This is a genomic window from Thermohalobaculum xanthum (genome assembly GCF_016623495.1).
Classification (GTDB): domain Bacteria; phylum Pseudomonadota; class Alphaproteobacteria; order Rhodobacterales; family Rhodobacteraceae; genus Thermohalobaculum; species Thermohalobaculum xanthum.
In genome coordinates this window covers 607,829-623,208 of record NZ_JAEHHL010000001.1, presented here as the reverse complement: position 1 = coordinate 623,208, position 15,380 = coordinate 607,829, and the positions used below count along the sequence as shown (strand labels likewise).

Annotated in this window: 16 protein-coding genes; 12 read left to right on the top strand and 4 right to left on the bottom strand. The window is 66.8% G+C overall.

Annotated features, from left to right (window positions below; genetic code table 11):
• The first annotated feature begins 33 nt into the window (after window positions 1-33).
• The 8 genes from motA to H0I76_RS02890 all read left to right on the top strand — a co-directional run bounded on the left by motA (window position 34) and on the right by H0I76_RS02890 (window position 7,657).
• A complete protein-coding gene (gene motA / locus H0I76_RS02925) occupies window positions 34-900 on the top strand; it encodes a flagellar motor stator protein MotA (RefSeq protein ID WP_200606812.1) in 867 nt (288 codons plus the stop codon).
• Window positions 900-3,002, top strand: a complete 2,103-nt coding sequence (locus H0I76_RS02920; RefSeq protein ID WP_200606800.1) for a hypothetical protein — start codon at window positions 900-902, stop codon at window positions 3,000-3,002. The genes motA and H0I76_RS02920 overlap by 1 nt, the downstream gene beginning before the upstream one ends.
• Window positions 2,995-3,714 carry a flagellar hook-basal body complex protein gene (locus H0I76_RS02915; RefSeq protein ID WP_200606798.1) on the top strand — a complete coding sequence of 240 codons (720 nt, stop codon included), beginning with the start codon at window positions 2,995-2,997 and terminating at the stop codon, window positions 3,712-3,714. Before H0I76_RS02920 ends, H0I76_RS02915 begins: the two co-directional genes overlap by 8 nt.
• Window positions 3,715-3,745: 31 nt before the next feature.
• Complete coding sequence (flgG, locus tag H0I76_RS02910; RefSeq protein ID WP_200606796.1) at window positions 3,746-4,531, top strand: flagellar basal-body rod protein FlgG; 786 nt, start codon at window positions 3,746-3,748, stop codon at window positions 4,529-4,531.
• Window positions 4,531-4,947: a flagellar basal body P-ring formation chaperone FlgA gene (gene flgA, locus H0I76_RS02905; RefSeq protein ID WP_200606794.1), complete on the top strand. Its 417-nt coding sequence runs from the start codon at window positions 4,531-4,533 to the stop codon at window positions 4,945-4,947. The genes flgG and flgA overlap by 1 nt, the downstream gene beginning before the upstream one ends.
• Entirely contained in the window at window positions 4,944-5,687 is a 744-nt protein-coding gene (flgH, locus tag H0I76_RS02900) for a flagellar basal body L-ring protein FlgH (protein ID WP_200606792.1), read from the top strand. The genes flgA and flgH overlap by 4 nt, the downstream gene beginning before the upstream one ends.
• 127 nt (window positions 5,688-5,814) lie before the next feature.
• A complete protein-coding gene (locus tag H0I76_RS02895; protein WP_200606790.1) occupies window positions 5,815-6,291 on the top strand; it encodes a hypothetical protein in 477 nt (158 codons plus the stop codon).
• A 358-nt stretch (window positions 6,292-6,649) separates the two neighbouring features.
• A complete protein-coding gene (locus tag H0I76_RS02890; RefSeq protein ID WP_200606788.1) occupies window positions 6,650-7,657 on the top strand; it encodes a nucleotidyltransferase domain-containing protein in 1,008 nt (335 codons plus the stop codon).
• A 56-nt stretch (window positions 7,658-7,713) separates the two neighbouring features.
• Here the strand turns inward: H0I76_RS02890 and H0I76_RS02885 are convergent, their stop codons facing one another.
• The 4 genes from H0I76_RS02885 to fliK form a co-directional block, all read right to left on the bottom strand.
• Window positions 7,714-8,778, bottom strand: coding sequence for an NAD-dependent epimerase (locus H0I76_RS02885; RefSeq protein WP_325166346.1), 1,065 nt, complete (start codon window positions 8,776-8,778; stop codon window positions 7,714-7,716).
• Complete coding sequence (locus tag H0I76_RS02880; RefSeq protein WP_200606786.1) at window positions 8,775-10,079, bottom strand: UDP-glucose dehydrogenase family protein; 1,305 nt, start codon at window positions 10,077-10,079, stop codon at window positions 8,775-8,777. Before H0I76_RS02880 ends, H0I76_RS02885 begins: the two co-directional genes overlap by 4 nt.
• Window positions 10,080-10,356: 277 nt before the next feature.
• Window positions 10,357-11,058 (bottom strand): flagellar hook assembly protein FlgD, encoded by a 702-nt coding sequence (locus H0I76_RS02875; RefSeq protein ID WP_200606783.1) that lies wholly within the window; start codon window positions 11,056-11,058, stop codon window positions 10,357-10,359.
• Window positions 11,059-11,076: 18 nt separating this feature from the next.
• Window positions 11,077-11,613, bottom strand: coding sequence for a flagellar hook-length control protein FliK (fliK, locus tag H0I76_RS02870; protein WP_200606781.1), 537 nt, complete (start codon window positions 11,611-11,613; stop codon window positions 11,077-11,079).
• 1,118 nt (window positions 11,614-12,731) lie between these two features.
• On the opposite strand from fliK, the gene H0I76_RS02865 reads away from it, so the two are divergent.
• From H0I76_RS02865 to flaF, 4 genes are all read left to right on the top strand, one after another.
• On the top strand, window positions 12,732-13,061 hold the full coding sequence (locus H0I76_RS02865; protein WP_200606779.1) for a hypothetical protein: 330 nt from the start codon (window positions 12,732-12,734) through the stop codon (window positions 13,059-13,061).
• Between the two features lie 2 nt (window positions 13,062-13,063).
• Entirely contained in the window at window positions 13,064-13,432 is a 369-nt protein-coding gene (locus tag H0I76_RS02860; protein WP_200606778.1) for a hypothetical protein, read from the top strand.
• Between the two features lie 202 nt (window positions 13,433-13,634).
• Window positions 13,635-14,915 (top strand): flagellin N-terminal helical domain-containing protein, encoded by a 1,281-nt coding sequence (locus tag H0I76_RS02855; RefSeq protein ID WP_200606776.1) that lies wholly within the window; start codon window positions 13,635-13,637, stop codon window positions 14,913-14,915.
• 93 nt (window positions 14,916-15,008) lie between these two features.
• On the top strand, window positions 15,009-15,380 hold the full coding sequence (gene flaF, locus H0I76_RS02850) for a flagellar biosynthesis regulator FlaF (RefSeq protein WP_200606774.1): 372 nt from the start codon (window positions 15,009-15,011) through the stop codon (window positions 15,378-15,380).

Sequence of the window (15,380 nt, the reverse complement as noted above, 5' to 3'; positions counted from 1 at the left end):
TCGTCGCGGCGATTACCCGACGGAGGTCGAAGCATGGGAAGCCTGATCGGCGTGGCGATTACCTTCGTCATGGTGTTCGGCGGCTATGTTGCAGCCGGCGGCAAGATCGCGATCATCCTCCAGGCTTTGCCTTTCGAGCTGATGATGATCGGCGGTGCGGCGATCGGCTCGCTGATCGTGGCGAATGACGCGCATGTCCTGAAAGGGACGGCACGCGACCTTGGCAAGGCGGTCAAGGGACCCCGGTGGCAGAAGGCGGATTACGGCGACCTCTTGTGCCTTCTCTACGCGCTGATCCGCATTGGCCGACGCGATGCGGTCGCGGTCGAGACGCATATCGAGGACCCGGCCGGCTCGCCGCTCTTCCAGGCCTATCCGCGCATCCTTGCCGAGCCCGAAGCGATTGCGCTGATCAGCGACACCGTACGGATGGGAATGATGAACTACGACGATCCGCACCAGCTCGAGGCGATGCTGGACCGCCAACTCGAGGGCAAGCTGCGTCAGGAACTGCACGGCTCGCATGCGCTGCAGGTCATGGCCGACGGGCTGCCGGCGTTGGGTATTGTCGCGGCAGTGCTCGGCGTGATCAAGACGATGGCCTCGATCGACCAGCCGCCAGAGATCTTGGGCAAGATGATCGGTGGCGCATTGGTCGGGACATTCCTCGGGGTATTCCTGTCCTATGGCTTCGTCGCGCCTCTTGCGAACCGGATCCGCGGCATCGTCGAGGCAGATCACAAGTTCTACGAGCTCATTCGCGACACGATGGTCGCGAACATGCACCGGCACAGCCCGCAGATTTGCGTCGAGGTCGCCCGCCAGAACCTGCCGGGCGGGCTTCGGCTGAGCTTTGACGAGCTCGACACCCGGCTGCGCGAAACGCCGGAGGCCGCATGATGCGGTGTCGACCCTCCGCATTGCGCTTCGCCATCGCGCTCGGCCCAGCCATTTCCATTGTGAGCCTTGCCCACGCTGCCGAATTGGGCGAGGGGGTGGTTGACGTTCGGCCCACGCGCGCAGCACTTGAAGCGAATGGATCAACGCCCGGCCAGCAGGCGCTTGACGGGTCGCCAGTCGGTTCAGCATCCGGACATCCTGTAAGCGCGCCGCGCCTCGCGCCGCTGCCCGCCGTTCGCAATGATCTTTCTCGGAGCGATCATGCTGCGGTTGCCGCAAAGGAAGCCGGCGATGCGCCCGACATCGCAGCGGTCGGCGAGATTCTGCGGCAGCGAATCGCGCAAGCGGTCGAGGCGGGCATCGTGGTCTTCCGCGAGGGCGCTGGACAGCCGCGCGACGAGAATCAAGAAGCAAAGGGCGGCCATGCGGCGCCGGAGCGGGACCTGAGCGACGCCGGTAATGCAGTTCGGCCCAGCCCTGCGCCTCTGGAGGTGCCCGCGCCGCCGCGACAGATGGACGAGTTGCCGCGGATCGACCCGCACTCGCCGAGGCCCGTGATCACGGCTCCCTCACGGGTCACCCTGTTTCCCCCACCGCCCGGTGACGGTGCTTCGGATCACCATGATGGCGCTCAAGTTGCCACGGCAGGTCGTGAATCGGCCCGAGGCGCCGGTAACCTCACCGCACGCGGCGCCGCCGGACATGCATCGGATGACACGCCGGTCTGTCTTGCGGACGAGACGTTCGTGCTTCCGTCACCGCCGTCGTATCAAGGCGACGCCGCGCGTGATCGGGAAGACGGCGCCTCGATCGGATCGTTCGAGTTTAACGACCCGGTGGCCGCCGAGGCGGCAGCCCGGGAGCGGCTCGCGCTGGGGCTCGGCGCCGAGGCGGCGACCATCGCTCGCCTGCTCCTCTCGGGGCGGTCCTCGGCGCAGGTGATCGCGGTGCTGGCGCCGCTTGTCGATGGTCGTGCGCCGACCTCGCTGGGACCGCTCGAGACTGCGGGTTGTGGTGGCCTCCATGGGCTGTGGCGCGCGGAGGCTTTGGCGCTGACCGGTGACGCGGCACAGGCAATGGCCGAGGCCGGAGAGCGACCTGCTGCGCTGGAGGGCTTGCCACTCCTGCTCCGGCGGCAGGTTTCAATGGATCTCGCCACGGCGGCGCTCGATGCCGGCGAGACCGAGCGCGCCGCCTGGTATGCCGCAATGGCGCGGCGCGGTGGCGGCGGGGATCAACGGTTTGATCAGTGGAGCACGCTGGTGGAGGCGCGGATGCGTCTTGTGGACGGCAAGACGACGGATGCGATCGACATGCTCGCCGGTCTGCTGGGGGCGGGGAGCAGGGTTTCACTTGATGCCGCGCTCGAACTCGCGCGGCTTGGGCCCGCTGTCGCGCTTGCGGGCGAGGAGACCATCGTGACCGCCGCAGATCTGTTGGGCGCAGAAGCATTGGCGGCACGCGGTACGGCCGGGGGCGCCGCCGCGCTTCGTGGCGAGGCAGCACTCAGGCTGCACACGGAGGGCAAGGGGGGTGCGCTCACGGTTCTCTCCCATGGACTGGCGCGTGGCCTGATTGACGCCGAGACCTATGTCGCCGGCGTCGCCGAACTGGAGGCGGGGGACACGGGAGACAGCGATGGACGGCCGCTTGCCCTGCTCCATGCCGAGGCGCCGGGTCGCTTTCGTGATGCGCTGACCCATCGCCGGTTCAGGCAGGCGCTTGCCCTGTCCTACGCGCGCATCGGAGCCGCGATGATGGCGCGCGCCGTGCTCGAGACGGGAGACCTCGATGACACGCGCTTTCGGACCGCTTTGGCCGCTGAGGCGGCTCCGTTCGCCGATCCTGCAGTCGCGACTTGGCTGGGCGGCGCGACGATCGTCGACGACGCCCCGCTACGCGAAGAAGTGACCGGGACGGAGGCTTCTGCTCCGCCAACACGGCCCGGCAACGTTCGTGACGGGAATGGACGGGCAGAAGGCGGTGGCGGCGCCAGCTCTCCCGAAGCGCGATTGCCCGGATTGGCACGGCGTGCGCGTGCCCTTCTCGCGGAGGTCACGGACGAGATCGATCTTATCAGAAGGACGCTCGACGATGGATGACATGCTGATCCCGGTCGTGGTGAACCGCCAGCGCGGGCTTTCGACCGAGCTGTCGATCATTGCCAACAACATTGCGAACCTTGGAACCAGCGGTTTCAGGCGTGAAGGCACCGTCTTCGCGGAGTTCGTGGCCGGCACGCGCGATGGCGGCAGCGTCTCGATCGGCGACATGAGCGGTCGCTTCGTGTCGGAAAGGCCGGGTCCGCTGACGGCGACGGGGCGCCAGTTCGATCTTGCGATCGAGGGGGAGGGGTTCTTCCTGATCCGTCGTGGCGAGAGCGAGGCGCTCAGCCGTGCCGGCGCATTCCACGTCTCCCGCGACGGCACTCTGGTGACGGCATCCGGCGACCCGGTTCTCGACACGGGCGGCGCGACGATCCTGGTTCCCCCTGACAGCCCGTCGATCGTGGTTGCACAGGACGGGACCATCAGCGGGGCCAACGGCCCGATCGCGCAGATTGCAATCTTCGAACCCGCGGACGGCGCGTCGGTCCGCGCCGCCGGGGCTGCGTTCATCACCGACAAACCGCCGGAGCAGGTTGCCGATGCGCGCGTGCGTCAGGGCGCGCTGGAGGGCTCGAACGTGGAGGCCGTGTCCGAGATCGCACGGATGATCGAGGTCACGCGTGCCTACGAGCGGGCGCAGGCGCTGATCGAGGACCAGGACGAGCGCGTCAGAAACCTTCTGGAAACGCTCGGTCGGGCAGTGTGAGTCCGATCGCGTTCCGTCGAGAGGAGCAAGAATGCAAGCCCTTAAGATCGCCGCCACCGGGATGTCGGCTCAGCAGATGCGGGTCGACGTCACGGCGAACAATATCTCGAACATGAGCACGACGGGGTACAACGCCCGCCGCGCCGATTTCGCGGACCTCCATTATCAGCAGCTTCGTTCGCCGGGAGCGATCGTCGCCGGAACCGGCGAAGTACTGCCTGCAGGCGTCCAGATCGGCCTTGGTGTGCGCCCTGCGGCCGTGGCCATGGAGATCAAGCAAGGATCGATGCGGCCGACGGGCGGCGAACTCGACATCGCGATTCAGGGGAACGGGTACTTCGAGATCGAGATGCCTGACGGCACCAGCGCCTACACGCGCGACGGGGCGTTCAAGCTGACGGGCGACGGACAGATCGTGACGTCCGAGGGGTATCCACTGATGCCCGACATCACCGTGCCCGAGGAGGCGCGAGAAGTGGTGATCAACGCCGATGGCACGGTCTTCGCGCGTTTTGCAGACCAGGTGCAGGGCCAGCAGATCGGCACGATCACGCTGGCAGGCTTCATTAACGAGAAGGGGCTCGAAGCGATCGGCGACAACCTGTTCGTCGAGACCGAAGCGTCCGGCAACCCGGTGATCGGCGAGCCCGGGCTGAACGGACGCGGCACGCTGCGACAGGGTTTCCTGGAAGAGAGCTCGGTCGACGTCGTCGCCGAGATCACCGAACTGATCGAGGCGCAACGCGGATACGAGCTGAACGCACGCGTGATGACGGCGGCGGACGAGATGCTGTCGGCCACAACGAGGATCCGGTGATGCTCCGATCTTTGCTGATGTTCGCTGCGTTGGTCGGCGCTCCGGCGCTTGCCGGCGAAGTGACGGCGCGCCGGACGATTCCGGCAGGCACCGTTATCGTCGCAGCGGATCTGGCGGTTTCGGACGGCGATGCAGCGGCTCTGTCGTCCCGTGACGCCATGCTGGGGCTCGAGGCAAGGCGATCGATCTATGCCGGCCGGCCGGTGGTGCCGGTCGATCTGGGTCCACCCACTCTCGTCCGGCGCAACGACGTCGTCAGCATCCGGTTCAAGGGAGGCGGGTTGGAGATCCAAACCGAGGGACGCGCCCTCGATGCCGGCGGCGCGGGCGAGCGAATCCGCGTTCTCAACATCGACTCGCGCCAGCCGGTGAGCGCCCGGGTGACCGCGCCCGGACTGGTCGAGATCCGTCGATGAAGGCGATTCACGTCATCTGCCTGACCGGCGTGCTCGCGGGGTGCGCCGGGCAACTCGACAGCCTTGGGCGTCCCCCGACCATGACGGCGCCCGGAGCCGAGGTGAAGATGTATGCGCCCCAGCCGGCGCCCGAGCGTGTTGCGTTGTCCACCGCGCCCGCCGTTCTCGAGCGCGAGCCGACGGTTGCGTCGCTCTGGCAATCCGGGCCGAACTCGCTGTTCGGGGACCGGCGCGCCCGTGTTCGGGGCGATATCCTAACGGTGGTTGTCGAGATTGACGACGAAGCGGACCTCTCCAACGTGACCGCACGCGCGCGGAGCGGACAGGACGAGGTGGAGGTGTCGGCCCTGTTCGGCCTGCCCTCGGTGGCGGACGTCGTGCTGCCGGGCGCGAACACGCTGCAACCGGCGGTGTCGACCAGCGGGACGTCGAATTCGTCCGGGAGCGGCAGCGTCGCCCGGGACGAGGAGATCACGCTGAGGCTTGCCGCGACCGTTCAGGACATCCTTCCGAACGGGCACATGATCATCCGAGGCAGTCAGGAGGTACGCGTAAACTTCGAGTTGCGCGAGCTCCAGGTGAGCGGGATCATCCGCCCCGAGGACATCTCGCGCCGCAACGAGATCTCGTACGACAAGATCGCCGACGCCCGGATCGTCTATGGCGGCCGCGGCCAGCTCACGGATGTCCAGCAGCCGAGGATTGGGCAGCAGCTGGTCGATCTCGTCGTGCCGTTCTGAAGGGAGGCGGCCGTGATCAAGGCAGTCGGGCTGCTTGGTTTGCTCGCGATCGGCGCACTCACGGGCGCGCTGGGCGCTGCATGGTACGTTGCGCCGGCAGGCGGGTCGGCCGAGGGGGGGGGGGAGCGTGCGCGCGGATGCGGCGGCGGGTGACGCCGATGCACTGGCCATCAAGGTTGAGCAGGATCCAGGGGGCGGGCGGTCCGGCCCGGATTCAGATATCGCGGATCCGGGCAGCCATGCGAGCATCTATGACGACAAGCCCGGGGATCCGTCGGGGTCGCGGAACTTCATTGCAGTGGGGCGTCAGCTGATCATCCCGGTGGTTCGCGGCGAGACGACGCGGGCTCTGGTCCTGTTCGAGCTTGCAGTGGACGTGCCGTCGGAGATGAGTGACTTCACACACAGGATGTTGCCGCGACTGCGCGACGCCTTCCTCCGCGAGCTCTTCGCTATGTCCTATACCGGCGCCTTTGACGAGACCTACACGGATGCGCGGATCATCGAAGAGATGCGGCGGAGCCTGCGGGTCGCTGCGCGCCGGATCCTTGGCAACGAAGTGGCGGATGTGCTCGTGCTCGACGTCATGCGCCAGGAACTGTGATACGCCACGCTGATCGATACAGTCAGGGCGAGGGGGCTGGCGCGCCATCCGGGGTGTGAGTTGCTGCGCGCCAACCGGTCACTCGATCTGGCTGACATGTCTTCACCGTCGCTGGCGTTTCCGTTCCGCGCATCCCGGTCTAAACAGTCGAAGGGCGAGCCTGATCCCGGCTCCCACACAAACCAGCGGACGAGACCAGCGCGTGACTCAGCGAGTAGGGGAACATCAGGGCGCGAGAGCGGGCGGCAACGACCGCCAGTTTGCCCGCGCATCGCTCGCTCCGCTGCCGGGGGCGTGGCCGCCCGAGCTTGCACTGATCGCGCGATCACTTTCGGTGGGCGCCGCCCGCGAGGCTGCGATGCGAGAAGTCGACGAGATTGCCCAGCGTCTGACGCCACGCGCATGGGGTCGCTTCATCGATCTCGCGGTGAAGCGCCACCGGGTCGCGCCAATCTTGTCCGGTGCGCTCAGGGGCGTCTCGATCCCTGGTGAGGTACTTGAGGCGCTTCAAGGGGCGGCGCGAGATGCGGGGATCGCAGCTCTCAGGCAGAAGGCCGAGACCCTTCGGATCGTCGATGCCCTGGGCTCTGTGGGCATCCGCCCCGCCTTGCTCAAGGGCTGGGCGCTGGCCGAGCGTCTCTATGGCTCGGCGGGAATGCGCCAGAGCCGGGATCTCGATCTGCTTGTCACCGATGCAGAATTCGACGAGGCCGCCCGAGAACTCGGCCGGATCGGGTATGTCGCAGATTTCGAACCTTGCTCGGACGAGATGGCGCTGCCGCCGAGCGCGCGCGTCTCGAAGGATATCGAGCTTCGCCTGCCCGGCGCGGACTTCACAGTCGAACTTCATGCGCGGAGCATCGCCTATCGCGGGTGGCCGGGTCTTGATGCCCTCGACGGCGGAATGCTGGTGCAGCGGATCGATCAGACCGGGCGCACGATCATGGTGCCGAGCCCGCGGGGTGACCTCGTCTTCCTCTCGGTGCATGGGCTTCAACATGTCTTCAGCAGATTGCGCTGGTTGCACGACATCGCGACGCTGATCGAGGGGCGGAGCGATGCGAAACTGGCTGAAGACCTTGCCGCGGCCATCTCGATCGATGCCGGGCACTTCGTCCGCATCTCGGCGCTGCTTGCGGTGCTCGTGTTCGGGAGCAGATGGCCGTCTTCGTGGCGCCGCCCCGCACTCGCCGAGCGCGTTGCCGCGAGGCTGATCCTGGGCGCAATTCCAGGGGAGGGGTTCGCCGAGTCAGGAGGGATCGACGCATGGCGGCGCGTCGCTCTGAAGTTCCTCGTCGCCGGGACGCTTTCGCAGCGGCTCTCGCTGCTTTCGCGGTCGAAGAGGATGCTCTTCGACCGCGAATAGTCCGACATGAGAGGCCGAGGCCCGAAGAGTGGAACGGACTGACGTGACGACCGCGTTCAGACCGCGTGATACTCGCGATACCAGCGAACGAAACGCGCGATCCCTTCGGCGAGGGGCGTCGACGGGCGAAATCCGGTGACGGCTTCGAGCTCGGTGGTGTCGGCCGAAGTCTCGAGCACCTCTCCGGGTGGGAGCGGCCGCATCTGCACGATCGCCTCTCGCCCGATCTCGCGCTCGATCAGCGCAATGAGGTCCATGAGTGCCTCGGGCCGGCGATTGCCGATGTTGTAGACGCGGTGCGGTGCCCAGCTCGACCCCGGATCCGGTGCCATTCGGTCGAATGCGGGCTCGGGACTGGCTGGCAGGTCGAGCAGGCGGATGACCGCCTCGGCGATGTCGTCGATATAGGTAAAGTCGCGCCACATCTTGCCGTGGTTGTTCACCGTGATCGGCTCCCCTGCGAGGATCGCGCGGGTGAATTTCCAGACCGCCATGTCGGGCCGGCCCCACGGGCCATAGACTGTGAAGAATCGCAGGCCCGTCATCGGTAGGCCATAGAGCGCGGCATAGCTGTGGGCCATGAGCTCGTTGGCCTTCTTCGTTGCCGCGTAAAGGCTGACCGGGTGATCGACGCTGTCGTGGACGCTGAACGGCACGCGGGCATTGCCGCCATAGACCGAGCTTGACGATGCGTAGACGAGGTGACGTGTCGTCACCGCCCGGCACCCTTCGAGGATGTTGAGGAAGCCCGTCAGGTTCGAGGCGCCATAGGCGTGCGGGTTCTCGATCGAGTAGCTGACCCCGGCCTGGGCCGCCATATGGGCGACGATCCGGGGCCTGATGCGCGCGAAGAGATCCTCGACATCGCGCGTATCCGAGATGTCGATCCGCTCGAACGCGAAGCCGGGATGCTGGCGCAGGCGGTCGAGCCGCGCTTCCTTGAGCGCGGGGTCGTAATAGTCGTTGAGGTTGTCGATCCCGACGACGCGGCGCCCGGACTGCAGGAGACGCTCGGCAATGAAGGCGCCGATGAAACCCGCGGCGCCCGTCACCAGGATGGGCGGTTCGCGCGACCCGGAGGCTTCGGTCTGCGCGCCGGATACTCTCGTGGCTCCCGTCACGCCCGTCCCACCGAGCTGTAGCGGAAGCCTGCCGCGCGCGCGTCTTGCGGGTGATAGACATTGCGCAGGTCGATCATCACCTCTCCGCGCATCGAGCCGCGCAGCCGCGCGAGATCAAGGGCGCGGAACTCGTTCCATTCAGTCAGGATGAGCAGTGCGTCGGCATCGCGCGCCGCCTCGTAGGCGTTCGCGTGCCAGCTTACCCCGGGCAGGAGGGCCTCGCCCTCCTTGCGGCCCTGGGGATCGGTGACACGGACCTCCGCGCCGGATCCGATCAGGGCCGGCACGATGGTCAGCGCCGGGGCGTCGCGCATGTCGTCGGTGTTGGGCTTGAAGGTGACACCAAGAACCGCGATCCTCTTGCCCGCAAGCCGGTCGTCGAGCGCCTCGGCGACGCGGTCCACCATCTTGCGCTTCCGCGCGTCGTTCACCTCGATCACGGTCTCGACGATCCGCATCGGTGACGCGAACTCGCGGCCGGTCTGGGCCAGGGCCGAGGTATCCTTGGGAAAGCAGGAGCCGCCATACCCCGGTCCGGGGTGCAGAAATTTCGACCCGATGCGCCCGTCGAGACCGATCCCCTTTGCCACCTGCTGCACGTCGGCGCCGGCCTTCTCGCAAAGATCGGCGATCTCGTTGATGAAGGTGATCTTTGTCGCGAGGAAGGCGTTGGCCGCGTACTTGATCATCTCGGCCGATTCGGGGGTGGTCCAGACCATCGGCGTTTCCCGCAGGAAGAGCGGGCGGTAGATCTCGGCCATGACCGCCCGGGCCTTCTCGGACGTGACGCCTACGACGACCCGGTCGGGTCGCATGAAATCCTCGATCGCGGCACCTTCGCGGAGGAATTCCGGGTTCGAGGCGATGTCGAAGGGCGCGTCGGGTGCGGTCGCCCGGATGCGTCGCGCGACCTCGGCATTGGTGCCGACGGGTACGGTCGATTTGGTGACGACGACGGTATAGTGCTCGATCAGCGGCGCGAGTTCCTCGGCGGCGCCGAAGACATAGCTGAGGTCGGCATGCCCATCGCCGCGGCGGGTTGGCGTGCCCACCGCGATGAACACCGCGTCGGCACCCTTCATCGCCTCGGGAAGGTCGGTCGTGAAACGCAGCCGCCCTGCTTCGACGTTGCGCGCAAGAAGGTCGTCGAGCCCCGGCTCAAAGATCGGCACCTCGCCAGCTTCGAGCCGCGTGATCTTGGACTGGTCGCGGTCAACGCAGACGACCTCGTGGCCGAAGTCGGAGAAGCAGACGCCCGACACCAGGCCGACATAGCCCGTCCCGATCATCGCAATACGCATGGCATCCCTCGTCGCACAATAAAATGGGCGCTCGACAGAGCCGGATGCGCCCTTCTACTCATGGTTCATCAACGTGCCGCGCCTTGAGCGCGCGAGGGTAACTTTCCGACGGGAGCGATTGCGGTGCAATAAGAAAGACGCGGTGGGTGCATCCGCCGCGGACAGCGGCCGCGGACCGTTGCGGCGTGCCAACGGCGCTCAAGCACACGACCTCGAGCGCCGCGCGAGGGTTCGGATCGGCGCGATCCCGTCTCGCCGGCAGCATCTCACTCGATCGTCAGGAAGCCAATGGCGGCTCGGGCGCGTCCGGATCGCGCAGCTGCCCGATCCGGGATGCATCGAGCGTTCCGCCGTCCGCGAGGTCGAGCACGATGCCTTCAGCCGTCCCGCGGATCGCGACAACCTTCCGAAAGACGCTTGCCGGCTGCTGCGCGATCACGGTGCCGCCAACGCTGTAATCGAGCACGATTTTCACGTCTTGATCCTGCACGAACGCACCATTCGCGGCCCTGCCGTCCCAGACCCCGCTGCGCAGGTTCGGTCCTTCAAGCGGGAAGCGCGCGATTTCGTCGCCGGAGGCGTTCAGAACACGTGCCGTTATTCCATCGGCTGCCGAGTTGACGGGCACCCCGAATGCCATGGGTCCGCCGAGAGCGCGGAAGCTGCCATCGGTCGCGGCGATTTCCTTGCCGATCCAAGCGCCCAGGGCCGCGATCTCGGACGCAGCGCCCTGGACCTGCAAGCCATCGAGCCGCTCATTGACGCCCACAAGCTGCTCCGCCGTCGTGAAGCTGGCAAGCTGGGCAACGAACTCGGTCGAATCGATCGGTTGCATCGGGTCCTGGTTGCGGAGCTGGGCCGTCAGGAGCGTCAGAAACGTCTCGAAATCGGACGTCGCCTCGCTGTCGTCCGTGGCATCGCGTCCGGGCCAGTCGCCGATGTTCGATGGAAAAAGCGCATGCGTTGTCGTCACGTTCATGGTGGGACCCGTTCTGCTTCAGACCTTGACGTCGAGCGCCTGGTCGGTGGTGGTGCGGCGCTGGTCGTGAAAGCCGCGCTCGCTTGACTCCATCGTTCTGGTCGCCGCGGCGTCGCGGCTTCGCTCCCGCGGAGAGAAGTCCGAGCCGGCCCGGCTCCGGTGGCGCTCGCCTTCACCATGCGCAAATTGGCCGAAGCTGAGATCGACGCCAGAAAAACCTGCGTCGCGAAGTTGCTGGATCAGGGTTTCAACATGGCGCTTGAGGAGATCGGCGGTTGCCGTACGTTCTGCAGACACGACGGCACGGAGAGACTCATTGCCGAAGTCGAAGTGGATCTCGACCTGGCCGAGTTCCGGCGGATCAAGGCGCAGCTCGATGTGTTGGCTGTCCGTGTTCGCCGAAATCGCAGCGCTGATTTGCCTCGCAGCTTCTGCCGCTAGAGCCGACGGGGCCGGGAACGGGGTGGATGAGGTGAAGGTGGCCGGGCTGCCAATCTGTGGCAGAGTCGTCGTCGACGGAACGAAGCCCGAGAGATCGGCACGCTCCGAGTGCAATGTGGCTGCACTTCCGACGAGGCGATCGGCGCCTCCGCGCAAAGGTGATGCGGCAGGCTCCGCCCGAGCCAACGAGAGCGGGGGCCGTGCCGGTTCCGCTTTCGGGTTCTCAGCCGACGGTCGATCCTGATCCGAGGCTGCAGGTGTTCCGGAGGATGGAGTTGCTTCGCGCGTCAGTCGCTGAGACGCCTCTCCGGGAAGCGCGTTCCCAGCAACGGCATCCCTTGAGGCAGCGGCAAGCTCGGCGCGCAACGACATCGAGCCGACCGGGGGCACCTCGCCCGTCAGGCCTGACTGGGGCGACGAACTGCCGGACCGGCCGGACGTGGGTTCAGCCGAGGTGATTCCCGGGCGCCCTGCCATGTGTGCTCCGACCCGGGGCAGGGTCGCTCCCGTCGCGGCGCGGGGCGTGGAAGGCACGAAAGCCCCGATGGGTTCTGTGTCCGAATTGCGCGGTGCTTCGGTCTGCGAACCCTCACCTTGCGCGGGGATGGCGCCGCTCGGCGGGCTTGTCACGGTCGTGAATGGCTTCGCCCGCTTCGCCGCCACCTCCACCTCGGTAGGGCTCGAGCCGCCGGCTGCCCCTTGATCGTCGCTGTTCATCGGAGCAGGCGCTGTGGCGGTCGCAGCGAGCGGCGCCGGGGCGCCCGCGGCGTTGGGCCGGAAGATGTGCCCCATGGCCCTGGCGGACGACGATTGTCGTTCTGCCGTTGCATCGGGCACACTAGGGGCAAGCAAGCCCATCGTGGCGTCCTCGTCGCCCATCTGGGATCTCGCCCGGGACGCATCTGGTCGAGCACTTGTCTCGTCAGAACCACGTGACCACGCCGGCCCGTCCGGTCGTGCGCTGACCATGGCATCGGAGAAATCCCGCTGGCCGCCGGCTTGCGGGTCACGTGGCCGACGGTCGGTCGTGGACCCTTGTGCCCGGCCCGTGACGTCCGCCTTTCGCGGGGTGACGCGCAACGGCTCGTCGATGGATGGGATCTGGCTGTTCATGAGTGGCCCCGCAGGTTCTGTCCCACGGACGGTCATAGACCGGATAGCTTACCGATTCTTTACGCGCATCACGTCCATTGGATCCCGACAATAAGTCGGGGAGCATATGGAGGCGAGAAATGCCAGACGCGGTGTCGAGAGCTGTTCCGGAGGCGCGTATGCAAGGAGCGGGCGCAGTCCGTGATCGCAATCCGGAAAATGCGTTGCCGGAGGGCCTCGCGGGCGCGCCGTGCATTTCCCCTCAGGTCGCGGTGGAGTTCGAAGCGGCCTTTCTCGCTGAAATGCTCAAGCAATTGGGGCTGACGCGCGCGCTCGGCTCGCGCGCGGGCGATGCCGGAGACACCGGGTTCTCCGATCTCCTCACGCGCGAGATCGCGAAGGATATCGCGCGCAGCCGGCCGATCGGCATTGCCGAGGCGCTGGTCGGACGCCTCGCGAGCGGGGAGTGAGAATGGACGACGCCAAGACGCTGCTGGCCGAGGGGCACGCTCTGCTGGCGCGCGAGCGGGTGCTGCTGACTGCCGGAGAGCTCACGAATCTCGAAGGACTCGCACTTGAGAAGGCCGCTTATGTCGAGCGGCTCGAGGCCGCATGGCCGGGCATGGAGCGCGCCGCCGCGATGCGCGAAGGCCTTTCGGCGCTCATCGCGGATGCGCGCGCGAACGAGCGTCTGATCCATGCCGTGCGCGACGGGCTGGGCGCGGCGCGTCGGCGAATCGCGGCGCTCGAGGCCACGCGCGCTGGTGCGGTTGCGTATGCGCGTGACGGGTCGCGCATCGCGAGCCGCGCCGATGCCTGCGGAACAACGAAATGCGCGTGATGCGCTTTACCCGGCCTTAGGGTTTTTCGTGTTCTGCTTTCCCTCACGCGGATGAAGACGCCGCGCGCCACACAAGGTGGCTCCTCCTGTCAGAAGACACGTCATCGGCCCGGGCGGCGCTCGGGCCAGGGTCCCGCGGGCGATTGCCCCGGGAGAGTGTTCGGCGGCGTGAACCACGCCGCGCTTCCAAGGGAATGAAAAGATGGCTGCCAGCATCCTGACCAATACCAGCGCCATGATCGCGCTGCAGAACCTGCGCAACACCAACCAGAACCTGGCCGAGGTCAACGGCCAGATCTCGACCGGCAAGAAGGTCGCAAGCGCCAAGGACAACGCCGCGGTCTTTGCCATCTCGTCGGTGATGGAGTCCGATGTCGCGGGCTTCAAGGCGATCTCGGAATCGCTTTCGCTCGGCGGGTCGACGGTCGCGGTGGCGTCGAACGGCGCGAAGCAGGTCGGCGAGCTCCTCAACGAGATCAAGGGCAAGATCGTCGCCGCGAACGAGGAGAACATCGATCGCCAGAAGCTGCAGGACGAGGTCGCCTCGCTGCGCAGCCAGATCGAGGGCATCGTGAATGCCGCGCAGTTCAACGGGCTCAACCTGCTGAGCAACACCGAGAAGGCGGACGGTTCCGGCAGGGTGGACATCCTTGCGTCGCTGGACCGCGCGTCCGACGGGACGGTGACGGCGCGCAGCATTTCGGTGAGCAAGCAGGACCTCTCGACGCAGCAGTCTGCCATCGGCACGACGATCACCGCCGCCGCCTCGGACGACCTGACCGGGACGGCGAACGGCACGTCGACCGCCCTGACCGGGGCCGCCACCCCGCCGACGCAGACGGTGACCGTCGATGCGGTGTCGGCCGGCGAGGGCTTCACGGTGCAGATCACCGGCGGCGCCGGCAATCTCGCCGGGCTGAACACCGGCGGCACCGGCGACATCAGCTATGTCGCGCGCGACGGCGACACGGTCGAGGATGTCGCGAGGGGCCTCGCAGCCGCGTTCAACAGCTACATCGAGGAGAACGCCGGAGCCGATGCCTCGACGGTCGCGGCGACCGTATCGGGCGGCACGATCACCTTCACGGGCTCCAGCGCGACCGGCGACAACTTCTCGATCAACGTCGGGCAGGTTGGTGCGGCCGAGAACACGATCGGCGGCGGCCTGGAGGCGCTCGCCACGATCGACGTGTCGACCGAAGCTGGCGCCGATGCAGCGCTTGAGGCGATCGAGGGGTTGATCCAGACGACGATCAACGCGCAGGCCGCTTTTGGCACCACGGAAAAACGCGTCGAGCTTCAGAACGACTTCATGTCGTCCCTGGTCGACAGCTTCAAGTCGGGCATCGGTGCGCTCGTGGATGCCGATCTCGAGGAGGCATCGGCGCGGTTGCAGGCCCTTCAGGTGCAGCAGCAGCTGGGTGTGCAGGCGCTCTCGATCGCGAACCAGGCACCGCAGAACATCCTCGCGCTGTTCAGGTAATCCGGCAGAGGGGCCGGGCGCGATCGCGTTCCGGCCCCATTCACCGCCGGTCGAATACCGGCGCTTCACACGCCCAGCTCGAAAGGATGAGGCATGACCGCGATGACCGTGCCGGTTTCCGGATACGCGCAGGCAGCGCGTGCGTTGGAGACGCCGCGATCGATCGAATACCGCGTGTTCAGCGCGATCACCGGCCGGATGAGGCGCGCGTCCGAGGCTGCCGATGCGTTTCCCGCGCTGGTCGCCGCGCTGCACGAGAACCTCTCGCTCTGGACCACGATCATGGCCGATGCCGCGGACAGCCGGAACGGACTGCCGGCGCAGTTGCGCGCGCAGCTCGTCTATCTCGGCGACTTCACACGAGCGCATACCCAGAAGGTCTTGCGTCGCGAAGCAAATGTCGCGCCGCTGATCGATATCAACACCTCTGTCATGCGCGGCCTTCGCGCGCGGACCGCGCCTTGA